General features: G+C 64.9%; 20 protein-coding genes and 1 other RNA gene. 8 read left to right on the top strand and 13 right to left on the bottom strand.

All coding sequences use genetic code 11. The features are described 5' to 3' along the window. Window positions 1-451 precede the first annotated feature (451 nt). The 8 genes from HZB53_00105 to thiO all read left to right on the top strand — a co-directional run bounded on the left by HZB53_00105 (window position 452) and on the right by thiO (window position 8,314). Window positions 452-1,966 carry an O-antigen ligase family protein gene (locus tag HZB53_00105; GenBank protein MBI5876022.1) on the top strand — a complete coding sequence of 505 codons (1,515 nt, stop codon included), beginning with the start codon at window positions 452-454 and terminating at the stop codon, window positions 1,964-1,966. After that, window positions 1,963-2,478, top strand: a complete 516-nt coding sequence (locus tag HZB53_00100; GenBank protein MBI5876021.1) for a GtrA family protein — start codon at window positions 1,963-1,965, stop codon at window positions 2,476-2,478. Before HZB53_00105 ends, HZB53_00100 begins: the two co-directional genes overlap by 4 nt. Then, window positions 2,478-3,581, top strand: coding sequence for a glycosyltransferase family 4 protein (locus HZB53_00095; protein ID MBI5876020.1), 1,104 nt, complete (start codon window positions 2,478-2,480; stop codon window positions 3,579-3,581). Before HZB53_00100 ends, HZB53_00095 begins: the two co-directional genes overlap by 1 nt. Before the next feature lie 406 nt (window positions 3,582-3,987). Next, a complete protein-coding gene (locus HZB53_00090) occupies window positions 3,988-4,299 on the top strand; it encodes a hypothetical protein (GenBank protein MBI5876019.1) in 312 nt (103 codons plus the stop codon). 15 nt (window positions 4,300-4,314) lie between these two features. Continuing rightward, window positions 4,315-5,361 carry an ATP-binding protein gene (locus HZB53_00085; protein ID MBI5876018.1) on the top strand — a complete coding sequence of 349 codons (1,047 nt, stop codon included), beginning with the start codon at window positions 4,315-4,317 and terminating at the stop codon, window positions 5,359-5,361. Then, complete coding sequence (locus HZB53_00080) at window positions 5,358-5,969, top strand: hypothetical protein (GenBank protein ID MBI5876017.1); 612 nt, start codon at window positions 5,358-5,360, stop codon at window positions 5,967-5,969. Before HZB53_00085 ends, HZB53_00080 begins: the two co-directional genes overlap by 4 nt. Before the next feature lie 30 nt (window positions 5,970-5,999). Then, entirely contained in the window at window positions 6,000-7,166 is a 1,167-nt protein-coding gene (locus HZB53_00075) for a pyridoxal phosphate-dependent aminotransferase (GenBank protein ID MBI5876016.1), read from the top strand. Between the two features lie 32 nt (window positions 7,167-7,198). Continuing rightward, window positions 7,199-8,314 carry a glycine oxidase ThiO gene (thiO, locus tag HZB53_00070; protein MBI5876015.1) on the top strand — a complete coding sequence of 372 codons (1,116 nt, stop codon included), beginning with the start codon at window positions 7,199-7,201 and terminating at the stop codon, window positions 8,312-8,314. A 220-nt stretch (window positions 8,315-8,534) separates the two neighbouring features. Here thiO and HZB53_00065 read toward each other — a convergent pair whose 3' ends face one another. The 13 genes from HZB53_00065 to HZB53_00005 form a co-directional block, all read right to left on the bottom strand. Next, on the bottom strand, window positions 8,535-8,762 hold the full coding sequence (locus HZB53_00065) for a DUF433 domain-containing protein (protein MBI5876014.1): 228 nt from the start codon (window positions 8,760-8,762) through the stop codon (window positions 8,535-8,537). 318 nt (window positions 8,763-9,080) lie between these two features. Then, window positions 9,081-11,048 carry a glycosyltransferase family 39 protein gene (locus HZB53_00060; GenBank protein MBI5876013.1) on the bottom strand — a complete coding sequence of 656 codons (1,968 nt, stop codon included), beginning with the start codon at window positions 11,046-11,048 and terminating at the stop codon, window positions 9,081-9,083. Next, window positions 11,048-11,593 carry a hypoxanthine phosphoribosyltransferase gene (hpt, locus tag HZB53_00055; GenBank protein MBI5876012.1) on the bottom strand — a complete coding sequence of 182 codons (546 nt, stop codon included), beginning with the start codon at window positions 11,591-11,593 and terminating at the stop codon, window positions 11,048-11,050. Before hpt ends, HZB53_00060 begins: the two co-directional genes overlap by 1 nt. Before the next feature lie 14 nt (window positions 11,594-11,607). After that, a complete protein-coding gene (gene tilS / locus HZB53_00050; GenBank protein ID MBI5876011.1) occupies window positions 11,608-13,059 on the bottom strand; it encodes a tRNA lysidine(34) synthetase TilS in 1,452 nt (483 codons plus the stop codon). Window position 13,060: 1 nt separating this feature from the next. After that, window positions 13,061-13,684 carry an MBL fold metallo-hydrolase gene (locus HZB53_00045; protein ID MBI5876010.1) on the bottom strand — a complete coding sequence of 208 codons (624 nt, stop codon included), beginning with the start codon at window positions 13,682-13,684 and terminating at the stop codon, window positions 13,061-13,063. A gap of 10 nt (window positions 13,685-13,694) precedes the next feature. Beyond that, the gene (locus HZB53_00040; protein ID MBI5876009.1) at window positions 13,695-14,849 is read right to left on the bottom strand and encodes a geranylgeranyl reductase family protein; all 1,155 of its coding nucleotides are present in this window, start codon (window positions 14,847-14,849) and stop codon (window positions 13,695-13,697) included. A 5-nt stretch (window positions 14,850-14,854) separates the two neighbouring features. Continuing rightward, window positions 14,855-16,081 carry a TIGR00300 family protein gene (locus tag HZB53_00035; GenBank protein MBI5876008.1) on the bottom strand — a complete coding sequence of 409 codons (1,227 nt, stop codon included), beginning with the start codon at window positions 16,079-16,081 and terminating at the stop codon, window positions 14,855-14,857. A gap of 170 nt (window positions 16,082-16,251) precedes the next feature. Next, window positions 16,252-16,421: non-coding RNA, 6S RNA (gene ssrS / locus HZB53_00030), on the bottom strand. 56 nt (window positions 16,422-16,477) lie between these two features. Further along, entirely contained in the window at window positions 16,478-18,238 is a 1,761-nt protein-coding gene (gene aspS / locus HZB53_00025; GenBank protein ID MBI5876007.1) for an aspartate--tRNA ligase, read from the bottom strand. A 357-nt stretch (window positions 18,239-18,595) separates the two neighbouring features. Next, a complete protein-coding gene (locus HZB53_00020; protein MBI5876006.1) occupies window positions 18,596-19,351 on the bottom strand; it encodes a glucose 1-dehydrogenase in 756 nt (251 codons plus the stop codon). Window positions 19,352-19,423: 72 nt separating this feature from the next. Next, entirely contained in the window at window positions 19,424-20,476 is a 1,053-nt protein-coding gene (locus HZB53_00015) for a peptidoglycan DD-metalloendopeptidase family protein (GenBank protein ID MBI5876005.1), read from the bottom strand. A gap of 12 nt (window positions 20,477-20,488) precedes the next feature. Next, a complete protein-coding gene (locus HZB53_00010; protein MBI5876004.1) occupies window positions 20,489-21,418 on the bottom strand; it encodes a proline dehydrogenase family protein in 930 nt (309 codons plus the stop codon). A gap of 85 nt (window positions 21,419-21,503) precedes the next feature. After that, a complete protein-coding gene (locus HZB53_00005; protein MBI5876003.1) occupies window positions 21,504-22,559 on the bottom strand; it encodes a hypothetical protein in 1,056 nt (351 codons plus the stop codon). Window positions 22,560-23,052 lie beyond the last annotated feature (493 nt).

Raw genomic sequence — 23,052 nt, 5'->3', positions numbered from 1 at the left:
ACCTAACAGGTTTTCAAAACCTGTTAGGTCTCGAAGCATTTGGTACGCAACGATGTGGGTTATCACCGTGGTTAGCCCGTCGCGCCGTATGGGCGGGCGCATGCCGCGCCGATTTGCAGCAATTCTCATTTTGGAGTCGGCCGCCAGTATGCCCCCTCATCCCCTGGCCCCTTCTCCCCCGCGCGCGGGGGAGAAGGGGAAAGCTAACGGGGAGGTGCGCGGCGGCGCAGCCGCCGCGCACCTCCCCTAAGAATCTCGCCCCCTCCCAACGAAGTTGGGAGGGGGCCGGGGGGAGGGAAGCAGTCATTACTCGTCGAATTGGCTTGCGTGATAAACACCTGAACACCAGCGCATGACAAGCCGGCATTGGACAGTACGCGTCCAAAGTCAAATTGAGAATTGCTGGCCGATTTGACAGTCATATCCTTTGCGCCTATTATCGCACTTAGCCATGGAAACTGTTTTCCGCCGGCTGCATGGTCTGACCACGCATGGCACGCTGCGTGGTATTTTATTGCGTATTGCCTGCGTACTGCTGGCAGGCTACGGGTTGCTGCTGGCCGCCTTGCCGCTTTCCGCTGCGGCGGTGCTGGCGATCGGCATTTTCGCCGTTTTGGCGATGGCGGTGGAGCCGGCGCTGGGTGTTGGGCTGCTGCTGTTCTCGGTGCCGTTCGGCGCGCCGTTCAACGTGCAGGTGGGCGGCCTGAACGCCGGGCCAACCGAAGCGGTGTTTGGCCTGCTATTAGCGGCATGGGCGGCGCGCAAGATCATTGCGCGAGACGTTCCGGCAGGGTGGTCGGATCGACCATGGACAATTGTTCCGCCGATCTGGGGGCTGGCGCTTTTCCTGTCGGTCATTGCGCTGACGCTGACGGTGACGCACTCGCTGCCGGCGAGCCTGAAGGAAATCGTGAAATGGGCCGAGGTGATCATCATGGCCCTGTGTGTCTCGAACATGCTCAACCGCCGGCAGGTGCGCGCGATGCTGGTAATCGCGTTCGCGGCGACGGGCGTCGAGGCCGGCATTGGCATCTATCAGACGGTGGCCAATGTCGGCCCGGAGCCGTTCATCGTGCCGCTGGCGGGCCGGCTGATCATGCGCTCATACGGGACATTTGAACAGCCGAATCCGTTTGCGGCGTATCTGAACTTATCGCTGCCGATCATGGTATCACTGGTACTTGGGCTGTTGTATGAGCGCGTGGGCCGGTCGACGCCCGAGCCGACGCGTCCGGCAGGAACTGACAGGTCGGCGCGGCGCGTTCTGGAACTATCCGCGCTGTTGGCCTTGCCGCTGGTCGGCGCGGCATTCTTCCTGTCGCTGTCGCGCGGTGCCTGGCTGGGCTTCGCGTTGGCGGCGGCTGTCATGCTGGCATTCCGCTCGCGGCAGTCGCTGGTCGTTGCGGCGTTGCTGGTTCTGGCTGGCGCCGCAACGCTCGTGCTGGGCAGCTTCAATGCATTGCCGGCCGAACTCGCTGACCGGATTGCGAACGTGCCGAGTTTTCTCGGCCTGAACCTGCTCGATCCGCGCGCCGTGCTGTTGACCGACGAAAACTTTGCGATTGTGGACCGCATGGCGCACTGGTTCGCCGCGTGGAATATGTTCAGCGATTATCCGTGGCTGGGCGTCGGGATCGGTAATTACGGCGTTGTCTACCCGCAGTATGGCCTGCGCGAGTGGCCGCTGTCGCTTGGGCACGCGCACAATTTCTATCTGAATATGCTGGCCGAAGCCGGCATCGCGGGCCTGTCGGCCTATTTGATCATGCTGGCTTCTGTGCTAGGCTACGCATGGCGCGTGGCCCATCGGGCACGGGGCATGGAGCGCGCCCTCGCGTTCGGCATTCTGGGCGTGTTTGTCTCGCTGGCCGCACACAACGCCTTCGATAACCTCTATGTGCACGCAATGAACATCCAGTTCGGGTTTCTGATCGGCGTGCTGGGAAGGATGGACAGGCAATCATGACGGACGAATCGCACGCCATCGCTGCCGCGACACCGGATGCCGGCGACGGCTTACTGTGGCGGCTGCTCTGGCCGCTGATCCGGCGCATGCCGCCGATGGTGCAGCGCAACCTGCACGAAGTCAAGATATTCCTCAAATTTGCGGTGGTTGGAACCACCGGCGCCATCGTCGACCTCGGGTTGCTCAACGTCATGCACCTCTTTGTCTGGCATGACACCTGGGACATTATGCTGTACCCAGCCGTCACGATATCGTTCAGCGCGGCCGTGCTGAACAACTACACCTGGAATATCCTCTGGACGTATAATCACCAGGATCACAGCGACCAGCACCACATTACGCTGTCCAAGTTCTTCATCGTGTCGGTGATCGGCCTGCTGATCAACCTCAGCATCGTGTATCTGATGACCGACATACTCGGATTCTACTGGCTGATCGGCAAGCTGCTGGCCATGCTGATCGTGCTATTCTGGAACTTCGCGGTTAACCGGCTCTGGACATTCAACCAGTAATGCGTATTGGCATCGACTATACCTCGGCGGCCAAGCAGGGCGGTGGTATCGGTCGAATTACACGAGGCCTGGTGGCGGGCGTGGCGGCGCTCGACCTGAACAACGAGTATGTGCTTCTGGCGGCGCGCGACGCGCCGTCATTTGCATTGTGCGGCCCGAACTTCCGCGCGCGCCGCCTGCCGCTTAGTGAACGCCTGCTGACGATCGCCTGGCACCGCGCGCAGTTGCCGCTGCCGGTGGAGATCTGGGCCGGGCCGTTGGATGTCTTTCATGCGCCCAATTTCACGCTGGCGCCGACCCGCGCGCGGCGCGCTATAGTTACGGTGCATGACCTGACCTTTCTGCGCTACGCCGATGGCGCGGTGCCGGCGTTGCGCGCGTTCCTGATGGATGCGGTGCCGCGCGCGGCCCGGCGCGCCGATTGCGTGGTCGCCGATTCGCAGGCGACGCGCGCTGACCTGAGCGAATGGCTGCACCTGCCGCCGGATCGCGTTGTGGTGGTATATGCGGGCGTGGACGAGCGCTTTCAGCCGGTTACGGATGCCAGCCGCCTCGATGCGGTGCGCGCCAAATATGCCTTGCTGCGCCCGTTCGTGCTCGGCCTGGGGACGTTGGAGCCGCGCAAGAACTTTGTCGGCCTGATGCGCGCGTTTGCGCGCGCCGCGCTGCCCGAATATGAACTGGTCATTGCGGGGCGGCCCGGCTGGCTGCATGAACCGATTCTGAGGGCGGCGCGCTCGACGCCCGGCGTGCGCCTGCTCGGTTTTGTGGACGATGATGATCTGCCTGCGCTCTACACGCTGGCGGCCGCGTACTGCCTGCCGTCACACTACGAGGGATTCGGCATCCCCTGTATTGAAGCGATGGCATGCGGCACGCCGGTCGTATGCTCCGATCGCCCGTGTTTGCCCGAGATCGTCGACGATGCGGCGTTGACGGTTTCACCGTCCGATACCGATGCGCTGGCCGATGCTTTGCGACGCGCCGTGCTGGACGCCGGTACGCGAACCGCCCTCATCGCGCGCGGGCTGGTACGCGCCCGGCTATTCCCATGGTCGCGCGGCGCGGCGGATCTCCTGGCGGCCTATCGCGCGGTGGCGTAGCATCCCGGCCGGGTCTCGGCATCACGCTCATCGTGCATTGCCGGGCAGGATGGCACGGTGGCCCCATTATAGGACGATCCGTCACTCGTTATTCCCAGCATCTTCGCGGACGGCGCGCAGCAAAACCTCGCAAGTTTTCAACCTCTGTGAGGTCTGGCCGATCCGGGCAATCACCGCACCGTCCGGGTTGAACGAAGTGACGTTGCCGCCTATAATAGCCACAATGTCGAACGTGACCTCAGCCACCGGGCCGGCATGAGTGGTACATGCACAGCTGAACGCGCTCGTGTTCCGGCTCGCTTCGGCAGATAGGCGAGCCACACCGAGCCGTGAAACCGGAACGGCGAGCCGAACTCAAGGCGGTCTGTGCGTGACGGCGCAGACGCCGGGTCAATCAGGTGACGCAGTGGCAATCAACATCACAGCAGTCAGAGACGGGCTCACGGCCGCCGGCTATGAAGTTACGGTCGGCGCCGGCGTGCGCGGCCGCAAGTCGAGACAGGACACGATGTCCATTGACATCTCCGTCGATACGAGCGGCCGCGTACGGTTTTCGTCCTCGCGCGTGACCGAGCCGCCATCGGTGTCGGCGGCGGCGCGGCGCGGGATCACCGTGACGCGGGAAAACCGGCGCGTGACCACGATCATTTACACGTTGGCGCCGGAGGACGATGTACTGACGATCGTGCGCGAGATGGAGCGCCTGGAGCGCGGGTAAGTCGGCGCATGCCATATGCCCGATCCCGTGGCATTCCCGTTCGCAGCGCTGGTAGGCCAGTCCGAGATGAAGACGGCGCTGCTGCTGAGCGTCATCAACCCGGCGGTGGGCGGCGTGCTGCTCATCGGACCGCGCGGCACGGGCAAGACGACGGCGGCGCGCGCGCTGGTGCACCTCATGCCGACCGTGCAGCGCTCGCGCTGCCAGTGGGGCTGCGAGCCGGAGATGGCGTTCGGCGGCGGGCCCGATGCCGTGTGCGAGGAGTGCGCCAAGAAACTTGCGCGCGGGGAAGCGCTGACATACCCCGACGTCATGCGCTTTGTCGAACTTCCGCTCAGCGCGGGGTTGTCCGACGTCGTGGGCCGCGTCAATGAAGTCGCACTCGAGCGCGGCAACTTCCGGCTCGAACAGGGCATCCTCTCCGCGGCAAACAAGAGCCTGCTGTACGTGGACGAAGTGAATCTGCTCGACGCCCCAATTGTGGATGTCATCCTCGATGCCGCCGCGCAGGGCCGCTACACCGTGCGGCGCGGACCCGTAGCAGGCACCTTTCAAGCGCGGTTCATCCTCGTCGGGTCGATGAATCCGGAAGAAGGCGCACTGCGCCCGCAAATCATGGATCGCTTCGGACTGCGCGTGATCGTCGACGCGTTGACGGAATCCACCGACCGCCTGGCGCTCTATGAGCGCGTGCGCGCGTTCCGGCAGGACCCATCGGGCTTTGCACGCCACTGGGAGCGCGAGACGCTGCTGCTCACTCAGGAAATTGTGGACGCTCGCGAGCGCCTGCCCGCCATCGAGTTGTCGGCGGACGCGGGCCAGCTCGGCATCCATCTCGTGCAGAAACTCGCCATCGCGTCGCATCGCGCCGAGTTCACCATGTTCGAAGCGGCGCGCGCGCGCGCCGCCGCCGACGGGCGCGCCGAGGCCGGGCCGGACGATGTGCGCGCGGTCGCGCCGATGGCCCTGCGCCTGCGCCGCAGCGCATTCATGGAGCGCTTTGGCGCAGAGATGACGCGCGAAGACACGGAGATCCACGCGGTGCTCGGGGAATCTGTGTGAGACGCGCCGCGCTTGCCTCGGCTAATGTCGTCGCCATGTGCCTTGCGCTTGCCAGCTATTGGCTTGCCTGGGTGGCGCATCCGACGGCCGGGCTTTCGATTGCCGCGGTGGACTTCGCGGAGTTCCCCAAGTTCATGCCGCAGGTGCGCGCAGGCGAACTGTCGGTCTGGCGTGAAGCATTCTACATGCCGCTGCTTGTGCTCGGACTTGCCCTGGCCGCATGGATGGCGACCGCACGCGATGTGCCCGCCGGGCTGCGCTGGTGCGTTCGCGGTCTCGCCGTCGCGCTGCCGTTGACACCGTCGGTCTTCAATGTCCTCGAAGCTGGAGAGTTTCAGACTCAACTGCGGCTCAGCGTCATTGTCGCCGCGATGATTGCCGTGACGCCGTTGTGGCGTCGTGTGGCGCCGCGCATCCGGTCGTTGGTGCTGGCCCTGCTGTTCGTTTTCGGCGGGTTGGCGCCCGCCACCCAGTTCTTGCAGTTGAAGCCGTCGATTGACGAGATCTATCGCCGCGCGCCGGAGCTCGGACCGGGCTTCTGGCTCGCGCTGGCGGCGTTCGGCGCGCTGGCCGCGTTTTCGGCGGCGCAGGCGTGGCGCGCCGCATAGCGTCCCAACTCCGTTTCTGGAGGTCGTCGAATGAAGCTTGCAAATCGCATGGCGCGCCTGGGCACCGAAGGCGCATTTGAGGTGTTGCAGCGCGCCCGGGCGATTGAGGCGCTCGGCCATAACGTCATCCATATGGAGATCGGCGAGCCGGACTTCGACACGCCGATCAACGTCGTGGAGGCGGGCGTGCAGGCGCTGCGCGGTGGCTACACGCACTACGCGCCTTCGGCGGGGCTGCCGGAATTACGCGAGGCGATTGCCGCACACATCGCAGCCAGCCGGAAGATCAAGGCTGGATCCGAAAACGTCGTCGTGGTGCCGGGCGCCAAGCCGATCATGTACTTTGTGATGACGGCGCTGCTGGAGGAAGGCGACGAGGTCATCTACCCCGATCCGGGCTTCCCGATCTATGCCTCGATGGCCAACTTCCTGGGCGCGAGCGCCAGGCCGATGCGCCTGCGCGGGTCGAACGGCTGGCGCTTTGATCCGGACGAGTTCCGCGCCACGGTAACGCCGCGCACCCGGCTGATTATCCTAAATTCACCGCACAACCCGACCGGCACGGTGCTGACGCGCGATGAGCTTGAAGTTATCGCCGAGGCTGCGCAGCAATACGACTGCATGGTGCTGTCCGACGAGATCTACGAGCGCATCATCTACGACGGCACGCACCTCAGCATCGCCTCGCTGCCCGGCATGGCCGAGCGCACCATCGTGCTTGACGGCTTCTCCAAGGCGTACGCCATGACGGGCTGGCGGCTCGGTTACGGCGTGATGCCGGTCTGGCTGGCCGATGCGGTGACGAAGTTGCAGACCAACTCCAACTCGTGTGTCGCCACGTTCACGCAACTGGCCGGCCTGGAGGCGATCAAGGGGCGGCAGGACGACGTCGAGAGAATGGTGGCCTCGTTCCGCCGCCGCCGCGACGTGATTGTAAGTGGACTGAACTCGATCCCCGGCCTGCGTTGCGCGATGCCAGCCGGCGCGTTCTATGCGTTCCCGAACGTCGAGGGCACCGGCAAAAGCTCCGACGAGGTGGCGCGCTATCTGCTTCAGGAAGCGCACGTTGCCTGCCTGCGTGGCGATGGCTTTGGCGACATGGGGGCGGGTTACCTGCGTTTTGCGTATGCGCAGTCGGTTGAGGCCATTGAAGAGGCGCTCGACCGCATTGACCGGGCCGTGCGCAAGCTGCGCTAATGGCGCCACATGGCGCGAAACGGAGCACGATCATGAGCGACGTCATCGTTGTCGGCGGCGGGGTCATCGGTCTGCTGTCGGCCCTGCGGATGGCCCAGGCCGGACTGTCCGTGGAGGTTTTTGAGAAGAGCGACCCGTTCACCGAAGCGTCATGGGCGGGTCTCGGCGTACTGTCGCCGTCGGCGGCAGCGGGTCGGCCGCCAGAACTGGTGCGGTTGATGCAGGCCAGCCTGGCGCTCTACGCGCCGCTGGCGGCGGAACTGAAGCGCGCTACCCGCATCGATATTGCATTCGAGCACGAAGGTATGCTGTATGCGGCCATGAACGACGCCGAGATGGCCGAACTCGCTGCATCGAGCCACACGCAGACTGAGGCGGGCGTGCCCGTGCGCGTGGTTTCGCGCCAGGAAGCGCACGGCCTGGAGCCGCACCTGGCGCCGTCGGTGGCCGGCGCGGTGATCTATTCGGCGTCGGGCGTCGTGGACAACTGGCGGTTGGCCAGTGCGCTGGTGATGGCGGCCACCCAGGCCGGCGTCCATATTCACCCGAACACGCCGGTATCATCGATCGAGATCGGTGGCGGCCGGGTGAGCGGGGTGCAGGTGGGCGGTGAACTCAAGCGTGCGCCGCTGGTCGTCCTCGCCGCGGGCGCATGGTGCAGCCAGTTAGTTGGAGCAGCGGTGCCGGTTGGCCCCGCCAAGGGCCAGGCGCTGCTGCTGGATTGTGCGAAGATTCCGGATTTCCGTGTAACGCGCGTACTGGACAGCCATGCCGGGTATGTGGTGCCGCGCCACGGCAATCGCGTGCTGATCGGCGCAACGGTCGAGGATGCCGGGTTCGACAAGCAGGTCAGCGACAAAGCGATTGACGAACTCGTCGCCGGCGCGATCGGCCTGGTGCCGGCGCTGACGGACGCGACGGTGATTGAGACGTGGGCTGGCTTGCGCCCACGGTCGGCCGATGACCAGCCGGTGCTAGGACCTGTGCCCGGCTACGAGGGGCTGATTGCCGCGGCGGGGCATTTCCGAAACGGCATTCTGCTGGCGCCGGTTACCGCCGAGTGCGTGCGCGACTGGGCAACCGGCAAGCCGGTCAACCCGGATGCGGCGCGCTTCTCACCGGCGCGGTTTGCACGCGCAGCGGGATAGCGACCGCGATGGTCGCGACAAAAAAGACAGATCGCCACCGAGCTTGCTCGATGGCGATCTGTGTTTCAACGCTTGGCCGCAATATCCTCCGCGGACGCCTCGCAGATAGTGAACCACGCCTTGCCGCAGGGGCGGTTGAAGGTCAGCTCCGTAAAGCGCCTCGTGTGTTTAGCGATGAACTATCGGACTTACGCGGGTCAATTCGACGCAATTGTATGTTTCAAGCGCTGATGCGTTTGATCTGACTCGGCCGCGCATCGAACGCCAGGGCCGCGAGGATGTCATCCCGTTCGAGGTCCTCGTAATCGGCCAGAATCTCCTCGGTGCTCATGCCGGAACTGAGCAGTTCGAGTATTGATTCGACCGGGTAGCGCAGGCCGCGAATGGTCGGTTTGCCGAGGCTAATGGCCGGGTCAATGGTGATCCGATCAAGTAATGTCGTCACCAGTTGTGCCCCCTATGGTTGTTCTGCGTATTCCCATACTCATAAGAATACCATGCCACGGCGTTGCGCCGTAGAGTCTCTTCAACGTCGGATTTGCCCTCTCCCTAACCCTCTCCCGCGACGCGCTGGTCAGCGGCTTCGCGCCGCTGACCGATAAGCGCGGCGGGGCCCGACGCCCCGCCGCATCGCCGGCGTCGCAGGCGAGGGAATTGACGCCTTCCCCTGTTCGCCGCAGTTGCGAATGGGGGATGGTAGGGATAGGGCAGCACACGCTTGGACTTTGGAAAAGCCCTGCGTTGCGCCGGTGCCCTTCGCTGCGCTTTATCGCTTGGCCGCAATATCCTCCGCGGGTACTTCGTAGATGGTGAACCACGCCTCGCCCCAGGGCCGAGTGTACTCGCGGACGACGCCGTGGGGATAGTAGAGCTTAAGGTTTTCCAGCCATTGGAGATGTCCCGGCAGCATCACAAACGATGCGTTTTGGGTTGCAGGGTCGCGGATCGGCAGGTCGTAGTCCGGGTTGAGCAGATCGAACCCGCGCAGGCTGGGCGCCAGAAAGCGAATAGTGCCATGCCACACGTACAGTTCGGGCGCGCTGAGGACGTAAAGCGTTTCGCTCGGCCCCATCGCCACTGCGTAATTCGCGACCACGGTGGCCGGCTCGCGCTGCGCCCAGCCGTCAATCGAGTGAATGTATCGCTCGAAATACGACCAGTAGTTGAAGTAGATGCTGCCGGTCAGCAGGAGCACCACGGCAGCAGCAGGCATGAATGGGGTCAGGCGCGCCAGCCCGGCCTGAAGTCGGGCAGGCAGCAAAGGAGTAGGTTGAACAGGCTGGGCAAACCGGGGCTGTAGATGGGCGATCAGCCGGTCGAGCGCAACGGCCGCCAGCATGAACGGCACCGGCATCAGGCCGACCAGGCGCGGCGTAAACGGTGCTTCGATCGTGAGCACGCCGCCGACGAAAACCGTCAGCACCAGCCACATGAGCAGCAGCATGAAGCGCGGGTCGCGCGCGCGATAGATGGCGAGCCCAAGCCCCAGCACGAACATGACGGCCGTGTAGTAGTCGAGCAGCGATAGCGTATTGCCGTACTGGCCGTCACGCGCGCCGCCAAAGTTGAATAGCGCCACGTACCGCTGGACCTGCACGGCCAGCGCCGACGGCACATCGGTGGTGCCGGTATAGGTCTGGAGCTTCTCCTCGCGCGTGTTCCACTGGCTGTCGCTGAACAGGAACACGAAGGCCGCCCGCGAGTTGAACTCTGCGGCATGCTGGTAGAAGAACTCGCCCATCGGTGCGAAGATGATCAGCAGCGCGGCGGCCCAGACGACCAGGTGGCGAATCGCAGGCGGCGCGATCGCGCCGTCTGGCGACGACCGCAGCCCGCGAATGCGCGTTGCCGACCAGCGGAACGCCGCCCACGCGCCGAGTAGGATCGGCACCAGGCGCGAGGCAAAATATAGGTACAGACCCAGTCCAACCGCGATGCCGCTCATCAGGTACCAAAGCCAACTGCGCCGCTGCCAGCCTTCCCAGAAGGAGAGGACGGCGATCACCTGTAGGAATGTCGTCTGGTTGTAGTTGATGCCGATGCGCGCGTAGCCGATGAACCACGCGGCGGTGGCCATCAGTAGCAAGGCCAGCAGCGCCACCCGGCGGCCGAACATGCGGCGCGCAAGGAGGTAGACCAGCGGCAAAGTCAGCAGGCTGACGACCGCCGACGTCGTGCGCAGGCCGCTGACGTTGTCGCCAAACAGGCGCAGGCCGGCGGCCTGGATCACGAACGACGCGAGCGGCTGATCGTACCAGCCGACGCCGATCAGATCGCCGTACCGTCCCTCGTTCAGGTGACGCGCTTCAATACCGGACTCGGCCTCGTCGCCGTGCAGGCCGGGCTGGATGTGCGCATTGTCGTATATGCAGAGGACGGCGGACACTGCGATGATCAGCGCGACGGCAACCGCTTCCAACGTCCGGTAACGCACCGGCGCCGGCGGGGCGGCCAGTTCCGGCGCGGATGTGCGCGTCTCGCGTACGAACAGCACGGTTGCCACCGCAAACAGCACCATGGCGGCGACCGGCCGGGGTACGAACTGCCACAGCGCTACCAGCAGAACCACTAGCGCTGCCAGCCACCCGCCCGTATTACGCACGGGCGCGCGGGCGCGCGGCATGCAGAGCGCCAGCACAAGCAAGACGCCGCACACGCCCGCGAAATCGGGCGCATACGGCGTCAGCAGGTTCTGGGCCAGGAACGCCAGCAGCAGCGCGACCAGCAAGACCATCAGGCGTAGAGTTCCGGCTTCAGCACGCCGACATAGGGCAGGTTCCGGTAGTGCTCGTTGAAATCGAGCCCGTAGCCGACCACGAACTTGTCGGGAATCTCGAAACCGAGGTACGCGATCGGCACGTAGACCTGCCGGCGCGTCGGCTTGTCGAGCAGCGCACAGACCTTGATCGATGCGGGGCGGCGCGTCTGTAGGTTTGTCATCATGTACGCGAGCGTGCGGCCCGTGTCGATGATGTCCTCCACGATCAGCACCGGGCGGTTCTCGATATTGGTGCCGAGGTCCATTAGGATACGCACGACGCCGGTCGACTGCGTGTTCTTGCCGCCGTAGGACGATACGGACATGAAGTCCACGTCGAAGTGCATGTCGAGGCTGCGCATCAGGTCGGCAACAAAAAGGACGGCGCCGCGCAGCACACAGACCAGCACCGGGTTCTGCCCCGCATAGTCGTGTGTGACCTGTGCGCCGAGCTCGGCGATCCGGGTTTTCAACTGCTCGCTGGTGACGAGCACTTCGGCTACGTCGCGGTCGACTTCCATGGTTGGCCTCGCTTTCACTCGTGATGCGGGTAGTCGGACTTGACAAAGCGGAGATGCAGCACGTGACGCGTGTCGGGCTTTATGCAGGCAGGATCGGCGATGCGCCAGCCAACGACCCAGAGCACGGCGCCGTCCGCGCCGACGACGAGCGGCGCGCGATCGCGCCAGGCCACCGGCATCTTCGCATCGATCAGGAACCGCCGCAGCGGTTTGCCGTGCCCGCCCAGCCCGTACGGGCGAAAGTAGTCGGATGCGGCGCGCGCGCGCACGGTCAGGTGCTCGCCGGCCTGGTCGGCATCCAGGAACGCCTCATACGGGTCGATGCCTTGCAGGGCGTCTGCCGGCAGATGCTCGCGCGTCATCAAGTGCGCTTCGACGTGCCAGCCGTGCGCCAGCGGTGTCCTGCCGGCGCGTTTCAACTGAACAGCGTGTGCCGTCGCGCCCGGCATATCCGGTTGCACCAGCTTCGGCGCGATCACGATGGCGTCGAAGTCGCGGAACAGCCACAGACCGGCGGGCAGCGACGCGCGCGACCCGCTGTGCCCGGCGTCCGCGACATGCAGCGCGTCCTCGACGTGCACGGCGCTCAGGGTGCGCAGTTCCGGGCGCAGGCGGGCGACCGCCTGCCGTACCATGGCGCGCTTGAGGCTGGGCTGCAGTTGTCGCCAGCCGCCAATCGAGAAGGCAACGCTGTCGGCCGTTTCGTCGAGCACGGTGCGCGTCCATGCGCCCCGCGCGCGCTGCGCCACGTATTCATAATCATCGCCAATCAAGCGGGCATTCTGCCGCAACACGGCGCGCAGGTTGGGGTTGTACGATTCGAGCAGCGGCAACAACTCGTGGCGCAGGCGGTTGCGCAGGTAGCGGGTGTCGGCGTTGGTCGTGTCTTCACGCGGCGTGATGCCGCACGACTGAACGTACGCGGCGATTGCGGTGCGCGGCACAGCGAGCAGCGGGCGAACCAGACGCAGCGGCGGGTGCAGCGGATGGCTGGCGACTTCGGGCATGCCGCGCAGGCCGGCCAACCCGGCCCCGCGCAAGAAGTGCATGACGATGGTCTCAACCTGGTCGTCGGCGTTGTGGGCCACGGCGACGACCTGCGCCCCTTCTCGCTCGGCCACCTGCGACAGGAAGCCGTAGCGCACCATGCGCGCGGCCTCTTCCATGGAGATCTTCCGCGCTTTCGCAAACGACGCGACATCATGCGACTCGATCGCCAGCGGCACGTTCCACTCGCGCATCCACTGCTCGACCTGGAGCGCGTCGTGCTCCGACTCGCGGCCGCGCAACTGGTGGTTGAGGTGCGCGGCGTGCAGTCGCAGGCCATGAGTTGCGCGCACGGCCAGCAAGCCCTGCATCAGCGCAATGGAATCCGCGCCGCCGGACACGCCGACGACGATCTTGCTGTTGCGCAGGCCGTGCCTGTGCAGGAACGCATCAATGGCGGACGGGACGGATGGCGGCATGTCAGAGTCCTTGCAGGAACGGGTTCGTAAGCCGCTCGCGCCCGATGGTCGTATGGGGGCCGTGTCCCGGATAGACCACGGTGTCGTCTGGCAGCGTCAGAACCTGATTCTGGATGGAGTTCGCCAGTTCGGTCCAACTGGTGCCGGGCAAATCGGTGCGGCCGACGCTGCCGGCAAACAGGACATCGCCGGCCAGCGCAAAACCATCGCCGACGAGAATGACATGGCCGGGGCAGTGGCCGGGTGTGAACCGCACGGCCAACGAGTGCGCGCCGACCGGAACCGTTTCGCCTTCGCGGATGAAGCGGTCCACGCGCGGCTGTTCCATCGGCATGCCGAAGCGCGCGGCGCTTTCCGAGGCGCGCTCGAGCATCGCCTGGTCTTTCGGGTGAATGTAGAACGGAATGCCGTACGCGCGCCGCACCGCCTCGACCGCGCCGACGTGGTCGAAGTGGCAGTGCGTGTTCACGATGGCAGTCGGCTGTGCGCCCATGCGTGAGACGGCGGCGATGATCTCGGGCGCGTCATCGCCCGGATCGACAATGATGGCGGCGTGGGTTGCCTCGTCCATGACGATGTAGCAGTTCTCCTGGATAGGCCCGGTGACGATCAGTTCGATCTGCATGACGATAATCCTATGCGGACGCGCGCTTCAGCAACCGGCTAATCGCCAGGCGCGGCGCGGCGGTCATGACGGTGAGGAGCAGTTTGCGGTAGCTGCTCGTGCCTTCGAAGATGCTGAGCGTCCGGCTGACCGTCCCGTCGTCGGGCACAAACAGGTTGAAGCACTGGCGCGGAAAGCGATAATAGAACTGCGTCACGATGCGGGCGAGGCGGAAGTTGGCGTGGATTTCGCGATTGACGCGCCGTGTGTGCTGCGCGAGGTTGGCATCGCCGCGCGCGGCGGCGGCGGCGATCTCCTCGGCGGCAATCTGGCCGCTGTGGATGGCATACGAAATGCCCTCGCCGATGAACGGGTCGACGGTGGCCGCGGCGTCACCCGCCAGAACGATGCGACCGGCGTGCAGTCGCTCGAAGCGGCCACCCAGCGGTACCCGATGCCCCTTCATGGTCAGTGGGCCGCGCAAGTCGGGCTGGCGCTCCATAAAGCGGTCGAGGTAGTCGCGCAATTTGAGCTTGCTGCTGGCGTAATAGGTGCCTACGCCAATCGACAGATGCTCAGCCTTCGGGAAGATCCAGGCGTAGCCCCACGGGATGGAGCCGAAGTCGAACAACAATGCGTCGTGCCAGCGATCCATGACCGCCGAGGGCACCTGGATTTCGGCTTCCAGCGCCGCGCCGTCGTGACGCCCGGCCATGAGACCCGCGGCCCGCGCGGTAATGCCGTTGACGCCGTCGGCGCCGACGACGAAGCGGGCGCGGAAGGCGTCCGCCTTGGTCCGCACGGTCACGCCGTCGTCGTCCGGTTCGACACGGTCGACGATCACGCCGTCCTGCAACTGCGCTCCGGCTTCGACCGCTTTCTGCGTCAGCAGGGCATCAAAGCGGTCGCGCATGACCATCGTCGCGGCCGGCGCGTCGCGTCGCCGGCTGAAAGGCGTCTCGCTGTCGTAGGACAGCACGAAGCGGTGCGTGCGCGCCTCGACGACCGGCGCGATATCGAAGTCCAGCCGCTCGAAGACCTTGTGCGTCAGGCCGCCGCCGCACGGCTTGTAGCGCGGCAGCCGGTAGCGCTCGAGGATGAGCACGCTCAGGCCGCGCTGGGCTAGCCGCCGGGCGGCCGCTGCGCCGGCCGGGCCGGCGCCAATCACAATGACGTCGTGGGGCATGGGGATCAGACGGGCAGATCGAGTTCTTCGACCAGTTGGCTCAGGAATAGTTCGGCATCGGTCACCAAACCGACCGCCTGGAACGAGCCGCGATCGGCGAGCTTGGTCACGACGGCCGGGTTGATGTCTACGGCAACGACCTTGACGTGCGCCGGCAGCAGGTTGCCGGTGGCGATGGAGTGCAGCATCGTGGCGACCATCAGGCACATCTGCACCCCGCGCACGCCCTCGCGCATACGGCGCTGCGCCTCGCCCATGTCGGCAATCACATCGGGCAGGGGGCCGTCGTCGCGGATCGAGCCGGTCAGCACGTACGGGATGTTGTGCTTCACGCACTCGTACATGATACCGCTGGTGATCACGCCGGCCTCGACGGCGGCGCGGATCGAGCCGTGCTGCCGGACCGTATTGATGGCACGCACGTGGTTCTTGTGGCCGCCTTCGACCGGCAGGCCGGTCTTCAGATCGACGCCGAGCGAGGTGCCGAGCAGCGCGCTCTCAATGTCGTGCGTGGCGATCGCGTTGCCGCCGAACAGCTCCGAGATGTACCCGGCGCGCACGAGCGCAGCCAGGCTGGGCCCGGCGCCGCTGTGCACGATGGCCGGCCCGGCGACAAGCACGATGCGCCCGCCGCGCTCGCGGATGGCGCGCATCTCGCGCGCAATCTGCTTGATGACGAGCCGCTTCGGCTTCTCCGAGGAGACCTCGCTGCCCATGAACGAAAAGATCTCGGCCTCGCGCGAGCGCTCGAGCGGGTGTACCCGTATGCCGTCGTGACCGATGGCGACCGGTTCGCCCGCCTTGATCTCGTTGATCGGCACGCAGCGGGCTGCGCGCGCGGCGCGATCGACGACGATCATGACGTCCATCTCGATGTTCTGCACATCGATCCACTCGCCGGCGATACGCACCTGGGTGACGAGGTTCGTCGTCGAGTAGAACTCGTCGGGCAGCACGCCGTCGGCGGGCGCCGGGGCGGTCACGACATCGCCGCCGTGCAACAGCTCCGCACCGAGCGACTGCACGATGCCGACGATGCGCCGCAGCGTGTCGTAGTCGTCGCTGTAGACCTTCAGTTGGGCGAAGCTCGTCTCGTCCTTGTGGCGGCCGATGCTGATGTTCTCGACTTCGAAGTTGCCGCCATTATCCATGATGCGGTCCATCACTCGCGCGAGGATGAGCGAGTCGACGATGTGGCCGGTCAGGATGATATGTTCGCTGTACGTGGGCATGGACTCGATTATAGCACAGGGGCGGGGCGCAGTGGCCCAGCGAAAAAGTTGACGAATGGTCGTGCTGGGCAGACCTAACAGGTTTGCAAAACCTGTTAGGTCTCGGCGCACAACATGAGTAGTCACCAAAACGAAAAAGCCAGCGACTGCTCGCTGGCTTTGGCTTGCAAATTCGCCCCACCATGCCGTGTGCCCGAAAGTTTTGAACCTGCGAGAACGCAGGTGGGCACCTACCGTCCGGGTCTGCCCCCGCAGGGGCATCACCGGGCTGAGATCGGTTCCCTCACGAAACGTGTTGGCTCAAAACTTTGGTAGAGCATCACGCACACAGTAGGGCTGTTCATACCCATGGTAGCACAGGACATGGCGCGTGGCAAGAACGTCGCGCGGGCGCCACTACTCCTCGACCACCAGCTTGATCTTGAGCTCGTCCAGTTGCTGCTGCGTGACCGTCGACGGCGCGCCCAGGAACAAGTCGGCGAAGTTCTGCGTCTTTGGGAACGCCATCACCTCGCGCAGGTTCGGCTCGCCGGCCAGCACCATCGTCAGCCGGTCGATGCCGGGCGCGATGCCGCCGTGCGGTGGCGTGCCGTACTCGAACGCTTCGAGCATGTGACCGAAGCGGTCCTTGGCCACGTCGCGCGGCATCGAGATCAAGTCAAACAGCTTCTCCTGCAGCGCGCGCTCGTGGATTCGGATCGAGCCGCCGCCGACCTCGTAGTTGTTGCACACCAGGTCGTACTGCGCGCCGCGCGCCTTCGCCGGCTCAGTGTCCAGCAGCGGGATGTCCTCTGGCAGCGGCGACGTGAAGATGTGGTGGCTCGGTTCGAAGCGGTGATCCTCGTCGTTCCACTTGAACAGCGGGAAGTCGATGACCCAGCAGAAGCCAAGCAGTTTCTCGTCGCGCATTTTGAGCCGATCGGCCATTTCCACGCGCAGGCGGCCGAGCGCGGTCGCAACGATCACCGGCTTGTCCGCAACGAATAGCGCGAGATCGCCCGTCTTTGCGCCGAGCGCCGACAGGATCGCCTGCATCTTCTCCGGCGCGATCAGCTTGCCGAACGACGAGCGCACTTCGGTTTCCAGCACCGCTGCGTATGCCAGTCCCTTCGCGCCGAAGTCTTTGACGTAGTTGGTCAGTTCGTCGAGCTGCTTGCGGCTGTAGTGGGCGCAGCCCGGCACGACGATTGCCTTGACCTGCTCGGCGTCGTCAAATACGCGGAAGCCCGCGCCTTTGGCGAGCGCGGTCACGTTCTGCAATTCCATCCCGAAGCGGATGTCGAACTTATCGTCCCCGAATCGCTCGATCGCCTCGGCGTAAGTAAAACGCGGCCACGGTTTCTGCACGAAACGCTTGTCCGGCGCGACCGTCTCGACGAGCTGCGTGAACATCGTCTCGATCAACTGAAGCACGTCCTCGCGCTCCACGAACGAGATCTCCATGTCGAGTTGCGTGAACTCCGGCTGGCGGTCGGCGCGCGACGCCTCGTCGCGCATGCAGCGCGCGATCTGGAAGTAGCGCTCCATGCCGGCGACCATCAGCAGTTGCTTGAGTTGCTGCGGCGACTGCGGCAGCGCGTAGAACTTGCCCGGCTGCAGGCGGCTCGGCACGAGGAACTCGCGCGCGCCTTCCGGCGTCGACTTGAACAGCAGCGGCGTCTCGATCTCGACGAAGCCGCGCTGCGTCAGATAGTTGCGGATGAACATCAGGATTTGATGCCGCAGTAACAGGTTGCGCTGCAGTTTGGGCCGCCGCAGGTCCAGGAAGCGGTAGCGCAAGCGCATGTTCTCGTCGGTCGTCGGCACATCGTCGGTTGTCGGGACCGGAGGCGTCTTCGATTCGTTGAGGACGCGGATGCTCTGCGCGACGATCTCGATTTCGCCGGAAGCGATGTTGCGGTTGATCATCTCGGCCGACCGCGCACGGACGGCGCCTTTGATCTGCAGGACGTATTCCGGCTTGGCGCCCTGGGCGATCTTGAACGCGTCGGGGTTCTCTTGCTCGTTGAATACGACTTGTACGATCCCGTCGCGGTCGCGCAGATCGATAAAGATCAGTCCGCCATGATCGCGGCGGCGGTTGACCCAGCCGGCCAGCGTTACGGTCTGGCCCGCGTGTTCCGCGCGAACGGCCCCGCAGTTAATCGATTTGAGCATAGAGTGCCTCCGGTGAGCCTGCCAGCGTGCAGGCAAAAAATAAACTCGCCCCGGAAAGGGACGAGTTTCGTCGTGGTGCCACCCTCATTTGCCCGGTGATCGTGCCGGGCCTTCGTCCAGCCGCTTGGCTGGCGCAATCTATAACGGGATTGCGATTCCCGTCGACTAGTGACTAGCGACTAGCTGCTAGCAACTAGCTCGAAGCTCGGGAGTGTCTTCGCAGCGCGACCGCTGTGCAGGCGTTTCACCGATCCGCCCGCTCTCTGGACAGCGGCTGCCGCGCGCTACTCGTCTCCGTCACAGCCTGTATGCGAGATTATAGGCGTAACCGGACTAATGTCAAAAATCAACACGGCGCTAACCGCCGTCGACGACGATCGTCGCGCCGGTGGTGAACGACGATGCATCCGACGCCAGATAGAGCGCGGTGCCGATCAGTTCGTCCGGCTCGCCGATGCGCCGCAGGGCGGCGCTGCCGGCTACGCGCTCGTGGATCTGCGGCGTGTTCCACAGCACATAGCTGAACTTGGTGCGGATGACGCCGGGGGCGATGGCGTTGACGCGGATCTTGTCGGGGCCAAGCTCCTTTGCCAGCACACGCGTCATCATCAGCACGGCGGCCTTGGTCATGGAGTAGAACCCGCCGCCGGTCATCGGTTCGAGGCCGGCAATGCTGGCGACATTGATGATCGAGCCGCCGCCGCGCCGGCGCATGTGCGGCGCGCATTGCTGCGCCGCCAGGAAGTAGCCGCGCACGTTGACATCGAGCATCTTGTCGAGCACGCCGAAATCCATGTCCATGCTCTGGCCGAACTGCGGGTTGATCGCCGCGTTGTTGACGAGAACGTCGACGCCCCCGAAGTGCGCAACCGTTGCGTCGATGAGCGCGCTGATAGCGCCGGGCTCGCCCATGTGCGCCGCGACACCGATGGCGACGCCGCCGGCCGCGTTGATCTGGCGCGCCACATCGTCCACCGCGTCCTGCTTGCGGCTGCTGACGACGACGCGCGCGCCGGCCTTCGCGAAGCCGCGCGCGATCGACTCGCCGATGCCTTTGGACGCGCCAGTGATGATCGCTGTTTTGTCTTTGAGGGAGAACAGTTCGTTATTCATGGTGCGGGAGGATAGCATATCTGTCTGGTGCGGGCAAACCATGCAAAGACTTGATTGCCGCCCGGGCCAAACCTACTCCCCGTCGTTCTCGTCGGGCAGCGCCGACAGCAGACCGATCTGTTGCATCAGGATTCGCAATCCGAGCAACCCATTGTAGATGAACGCCTCGCCGCCTGGTGCGCTGTCCGCTGTATCCAACGCCTCAGCTCCGGGCGCAGGCGACAGCGGGCCGGCTGCGGGCGGCGATTGCGGCGCCGTGGGGGGCGCCAACACGACCGGCGCGCTGCCGCGAGCCAGGGTCGACGCGCAGGTAATGTTCGAATACGTCGAGTCGCCGGCGCGATTGAAGGCGCGCATGCGATAGCAGAACTGCGTGCTCGGCGCCAGGCCGGCATCGCGCAGGTTGGTCGCGTTCTCCCCAACCGTGCCGACCTGCGCCCATGCACCTTTGGCACCCGTGCGCCGCTCGATCTTGAATCCATCCTCGTTGTTGGAGTAGTCGTTCCACTTGACCAGCAGCGAATCGCTGGCGGCGATATCCACCGAGGGGTAGTACGGGGCGGTCGGGCGGCCGTTGCGTGACACGATCCAGTCGCCGGCGCGCAATTCGCGCGATGGGAACTCGTCAAACAGCAGCATTACCTCGGTACCCGCCCCCGCCCCGGTGCAGGAGGCGGTCACTTTGCGGAAGACGGCAGCGTGCAGGTGCGGCCCGGTCGACTTGCCGGTGTTGCCGGATATGCCGAGCACTTCGCCCTGCTGGACGCGCTGCCCGGCCCTCACCTGCACCTTGTCGAAGTGCAGGTAGTTCGCGCAGTAGCCATCGCCGTGATCGATGACCACATAGCGCCCCTCGTTGACGCTCTGCGAGGCGACCACAACCCGCCCGCCATACATGGCAAGCACCGGCTCGTAGATCAGGCCGAAGTCGACCGCGTGCCGGCCGGGGCCGTGACTGGTGGTGCGCACCACAATGCGCGCGGCGCCGGCGATGTATGGCAACTTGAGGCCGTTGTAGTACCCCTCGGCGGCATCGGCGGGCTGCGCTGCGGCGGCGCTCAACAGCATGAGCACCGCGCACCAGGCCGTCGTGTGGCGCATGACGCGGGAGTTCAGAACGTGCATACCGGAGGCGTCCTACTTCTCGAATAGGTTCTTGATCAGGAACAGCACGTTGGCCGGGCGCTCGGCCAGGCGGCGCATGAAGTACGGGTACCACTGTGTGCCGTACGGCACATACACACGCACGGTGTAGCCGTCGCGCGCCAGTTGCTCCTGGCGCTCGCGGCGGATGCCGTACAGCATCTGGAACTCGAAGCGGTCTTTCGCCACGCCGCGTTTCGCGGCTTCGTCAATGGCCCACGCAATGATCCGCTCGTCGTGCGTGGCGAGCGCGGCGTGAGCGCCGGCGGCGAGCGCCTCCGGCGACCAGAGCGCAGAGATCAGGTTCCGGAAGCTGGCGTCGACATTGGCCTTGCGCGGAAAGGCGATATGGTCAGGTTCCTTGTACGCGCATTTGAACAATCGCACGCGCGCGCCCATCGCGGCCAGCGCTGCAATATCGTCGGCCGAGCGAAACAGGTACGCCTGGATGACGATACCGACGTTGTCAGCGCCGTCCGCGCGCAGCGCGCGATACAGGTCGAGCGTGCGCTGCGTGTATGGCGAGCCTTCCATGTCAATACGCACGAAGTTGCCGGTGTGGCGGGCGTGGGCCGCCACACGCTTGATGTTGCCGAGGCAGACGTCATCGCCGAAATCGAGCCCCATGTGGGTCGGTTTGAGCGATACGTTTGAGCGCAGCTTGTTTTGCTCGATGGCGTCCAACATCCCCGTGTACGCGTCGGCGGCCGCGCGCGCCTCGCCGGCGCTCTTGACGTTTTCGCCCAGATGGTCAAACGTGGCCAACAGGCCTTTAGCGTTCAGTCGCTGAATGGCCGCCACCGCCTCGGCGAGTGTCTCGCCGGCGACGAACCGGCGGGAGACGCGCCGGGAGAGCGGAAAACGGATCACGAAGCGCTGGAACGCGTCGTTGCGAGAAAGGTTGATGAATAACGCACGCGTCATTAATATAGCTCCAGGGCATAGCGCCCCCAGAAAAGAAACCCGCATCCGAAGGGCGGATGCGGGTCATTCATGGCACAGGTTACGCCTATGCGCCCTTGATCGTCGGCGCCAACTCCATCGAGAGACGTGCGAAGAAGCTGGCGGGTGCGCCGCCGGAGCCGTAACCGAAATCGGTCACGACCGCGCGCACACTCAATGCCTCCGTCTCGAGCACGAGCTCCTGGCCGGGCGTCACGAGCACCGCATCGCCGCGTGCCAGCAGCTTCTTGCGGATCGCTTCGTTGTTAAAGGCGTAGTCGCTCATCAGCACCTTGGTGACCGTCTTGATATCGTTCTTGTCGAACAGCCAGACCTCGAAGGCCGTCACTTTTTGCGGACCGTCGCCGACGGTGTCGGAGATGCCGACGCCGCATTCGCCGACGAAGTCGCCGGCCGGCGTTTCGATGCTGAATGATGTGTCGTAGCCGTCATCGCCGAGCTTGTATGTCGTGACGAAGTGACCGGGCGGCGGCTCGCCGGCATCGCGACGGGCGGGGATCGAAACGGGCGCGACCGCGGCCGGCTTGAAGATCGCCGGGGCGGGCGCTTCAGCCGTAACGGTCATCGGGGCCTGCATGGTGGCTGTGGCGGCCGTCTCGCGCTCGACACGCGGGGAGGGCGCCGATGGCGCGGGCGGCGCCTGGCGGCGCAGGTACAGCCAGAACGCGATGCCAGCCCCACCGACCATCAACAACACCAGTCCCAGCACTATCTGTAGCGGGAATCCGCCGCCGTCGGCGGTCGCCGGGGCACTGGTGATCTTGACGCCGAGGTCGTCGGCCGTCTTCTGCACGCGCGCCGCGCGAACGTCTTGCCGGTCGGCTTGCGCCTGTGCCTTCAGCCGCCCGAAGATGTCCGGGAGTTCGCTTTCCAAGCCCTTCAAGCGCGCCTGCGCGGTCGCCTTGTTCTGATCGATGGCGTACGAGTCGGCCGCCATCTGCACGTAGTCATCCTTGTATTTCTGGGCGAGTGTGGGCGGGTACCCCGGATTGTAACTGACCGGCCAGATCATCCACGCAAAGATTAAGCCAATCAGCAATCCGGCGATACCGCCGACTGCGCCGGCGATGAGCATGTTGCGGTTGCCGGAAGCGTTGAACATGGCGTATTCCCTTCCAGTATGAGTTTGAAGCTCCGTTGCTCCTGCCACACTATATTAGCATAAACAGTAAGTCGCTGACAAGCCCGCGCGCTCAGCAATTCTCATTTTGGCTTTGGGCGGGTACTTTCCATTGCCGGCTTGCTATGAACTGGCCCCCCTGGTGCTTGCCACGCATGCTGGCTCGACAAGAAAGCGGCGTTGCCCTCCCCCCGACCCCCTCCCAACGAAGTTGGGAGGGGGCGAGATTCTAAGGGGAGGTGCGCGGCGGCGCAGCCGCCGCGCACCTCCCCGTTAGCTTTTCCCCTTCTCCCCCGCGCGCGCGGGGGAGAAGGGGCCAGGGGATGAGTGTATGGACCGGAGACATGGTTTACACTCGTTCGGGGACATAGGTTACATGGCCAGTGGTGCTGTGCGTGCGTAGATGGAGGCTGCCCAGCGCATGCTGGCAGAAATACACGTGCCACTCGTCCTCCGCCAGCAGACGCAGCCCAAT

The sequence above is a fragment of the Chloroflexota bacterium genome, assembly GCA_016235055.1.
Classification (GTDB): Bacteria; Chloroflexota; Anaerolineae; order JACRMK01; family JACRMK01; genus JACRMK01.
This window is presented reverse-complemented; position numbering and strand designations above follow the sequence as displayed.

Bases quoted from the DNA above. Each gene is read 5' to 3' on its own strand.
- HZB53_00105 (MBI5876022.1), top strand. From the start codon at position 452: ATGGAAACTGTTTTCCGCCGGCTGCATGGTCTGACCACGCATGGCACG.
- HZB53_00100 (MBI5876021.1), top strand. From the start codon at position 1,963: ATGACGGACGAATCGCACGCCATCGCTGCCGCGACACCGGATGCCGGC.
- HZB53_00095 (MBI5876020.1), top strand. From the start codon at position 2,478: ATGCGTATTGGCATCGACTATACCTCGGCGGCCAAGCAGGGCGGTGGT.
- HZB53_00085 (MBI5876018.1), top strand. From the start codon at position 4,315: ATGCCCGATCCCGTGGCATTCCCGTTCGCAGCGCTGGTAGGCCAGTCC.
- HZB53_00075 (MBI5876016.1), top strand. From the start codon at position 6,000: ATGAAGCTTGCAAATCGCATGGCGCGCCTGGGCACCGAAGGCGCATTT.
- thiO (MBI5876015.1), top strand. From the start codon at position 7,199: ATGAGCGACGTCATCGTTGTCGGCGGCGGGGTCATCGGTCTGCTGTCG.
- HZB53_00060 (MBI5876013.1), bottom strand. From the start codon at position 11,048: ATGGTCTTGCTGGTCGCGCTGCTGCTGGCGTTCCTGGCCCAGAACCTG.
- hpt (MBI5876012.1), bottom strand. From the start codon at position 11,593: ATGGAAGTCGACCGCGACGTAGCCGAAGTGCTCGTCACCAGCGAGCAG.
- tilS (MBI5876011.1), bottom strand. From the start codon at position 13,059: ATGCCGCCATCCGTCCCGTCCGCCATTGATGCGTTCCTGCACAGGCAC.
- HZB53_00045 (MBI5876010.1), bottom strand. From the start codon at position 13,684: ATGCAGATCGAACTGATCGTCACCGGGCCTATCCAGGAGAACTGCTAC.
- HZB53_00040 (MBI5876009.1), bottom strand. From the start codon at position 14,849: ATGCCCCACGACGTCATTGTGATTGGCGCCGGCCCGGCCGGCGCAGCG.
- HZB53_00035 (MBI5876008.1), bottom strand. From the start codon at position 16,081: ATGCCCACGTACAGCGAACATATCATCCTGACCGGCCACATCGTCGAC.
- aspS (MBI5876007.1), bottom strand. From the start codon at position 18,238: ATGCTCAAATCGATTAACTGCGGGGCCGTTCGCGCGGAACACGCGGGC.
- HZB53_00020 (MBI5876006.1), bottom strand. From the start codon at position 19,351: ATGAATAACGAACTGTTCTCCCTCAAAGACAAAACAGCGATCATCACT.
- HZB53_00015 (MBI5876005.1), bottom strand. From the start codon at position 20,476: ATGCACGTTCTGAACTCCCGCGTCATGCGCCACACGACGGCCTGGTGC.
- HZB53_00010 (MBI5876004.1), bottom strand. From the start codon at position 21,418: ATGACGCGTGCGTTATTCATCAACCTTTCTCGCAACGACGCGTTCCAG.
- HZB53_00005 (MBI5876003.1), bottom strand. From the start codon at position 22,559: ATGTTCAACGCTTCCGGCAACCGCAACATGCTCATCGCCGGCGCAGTC.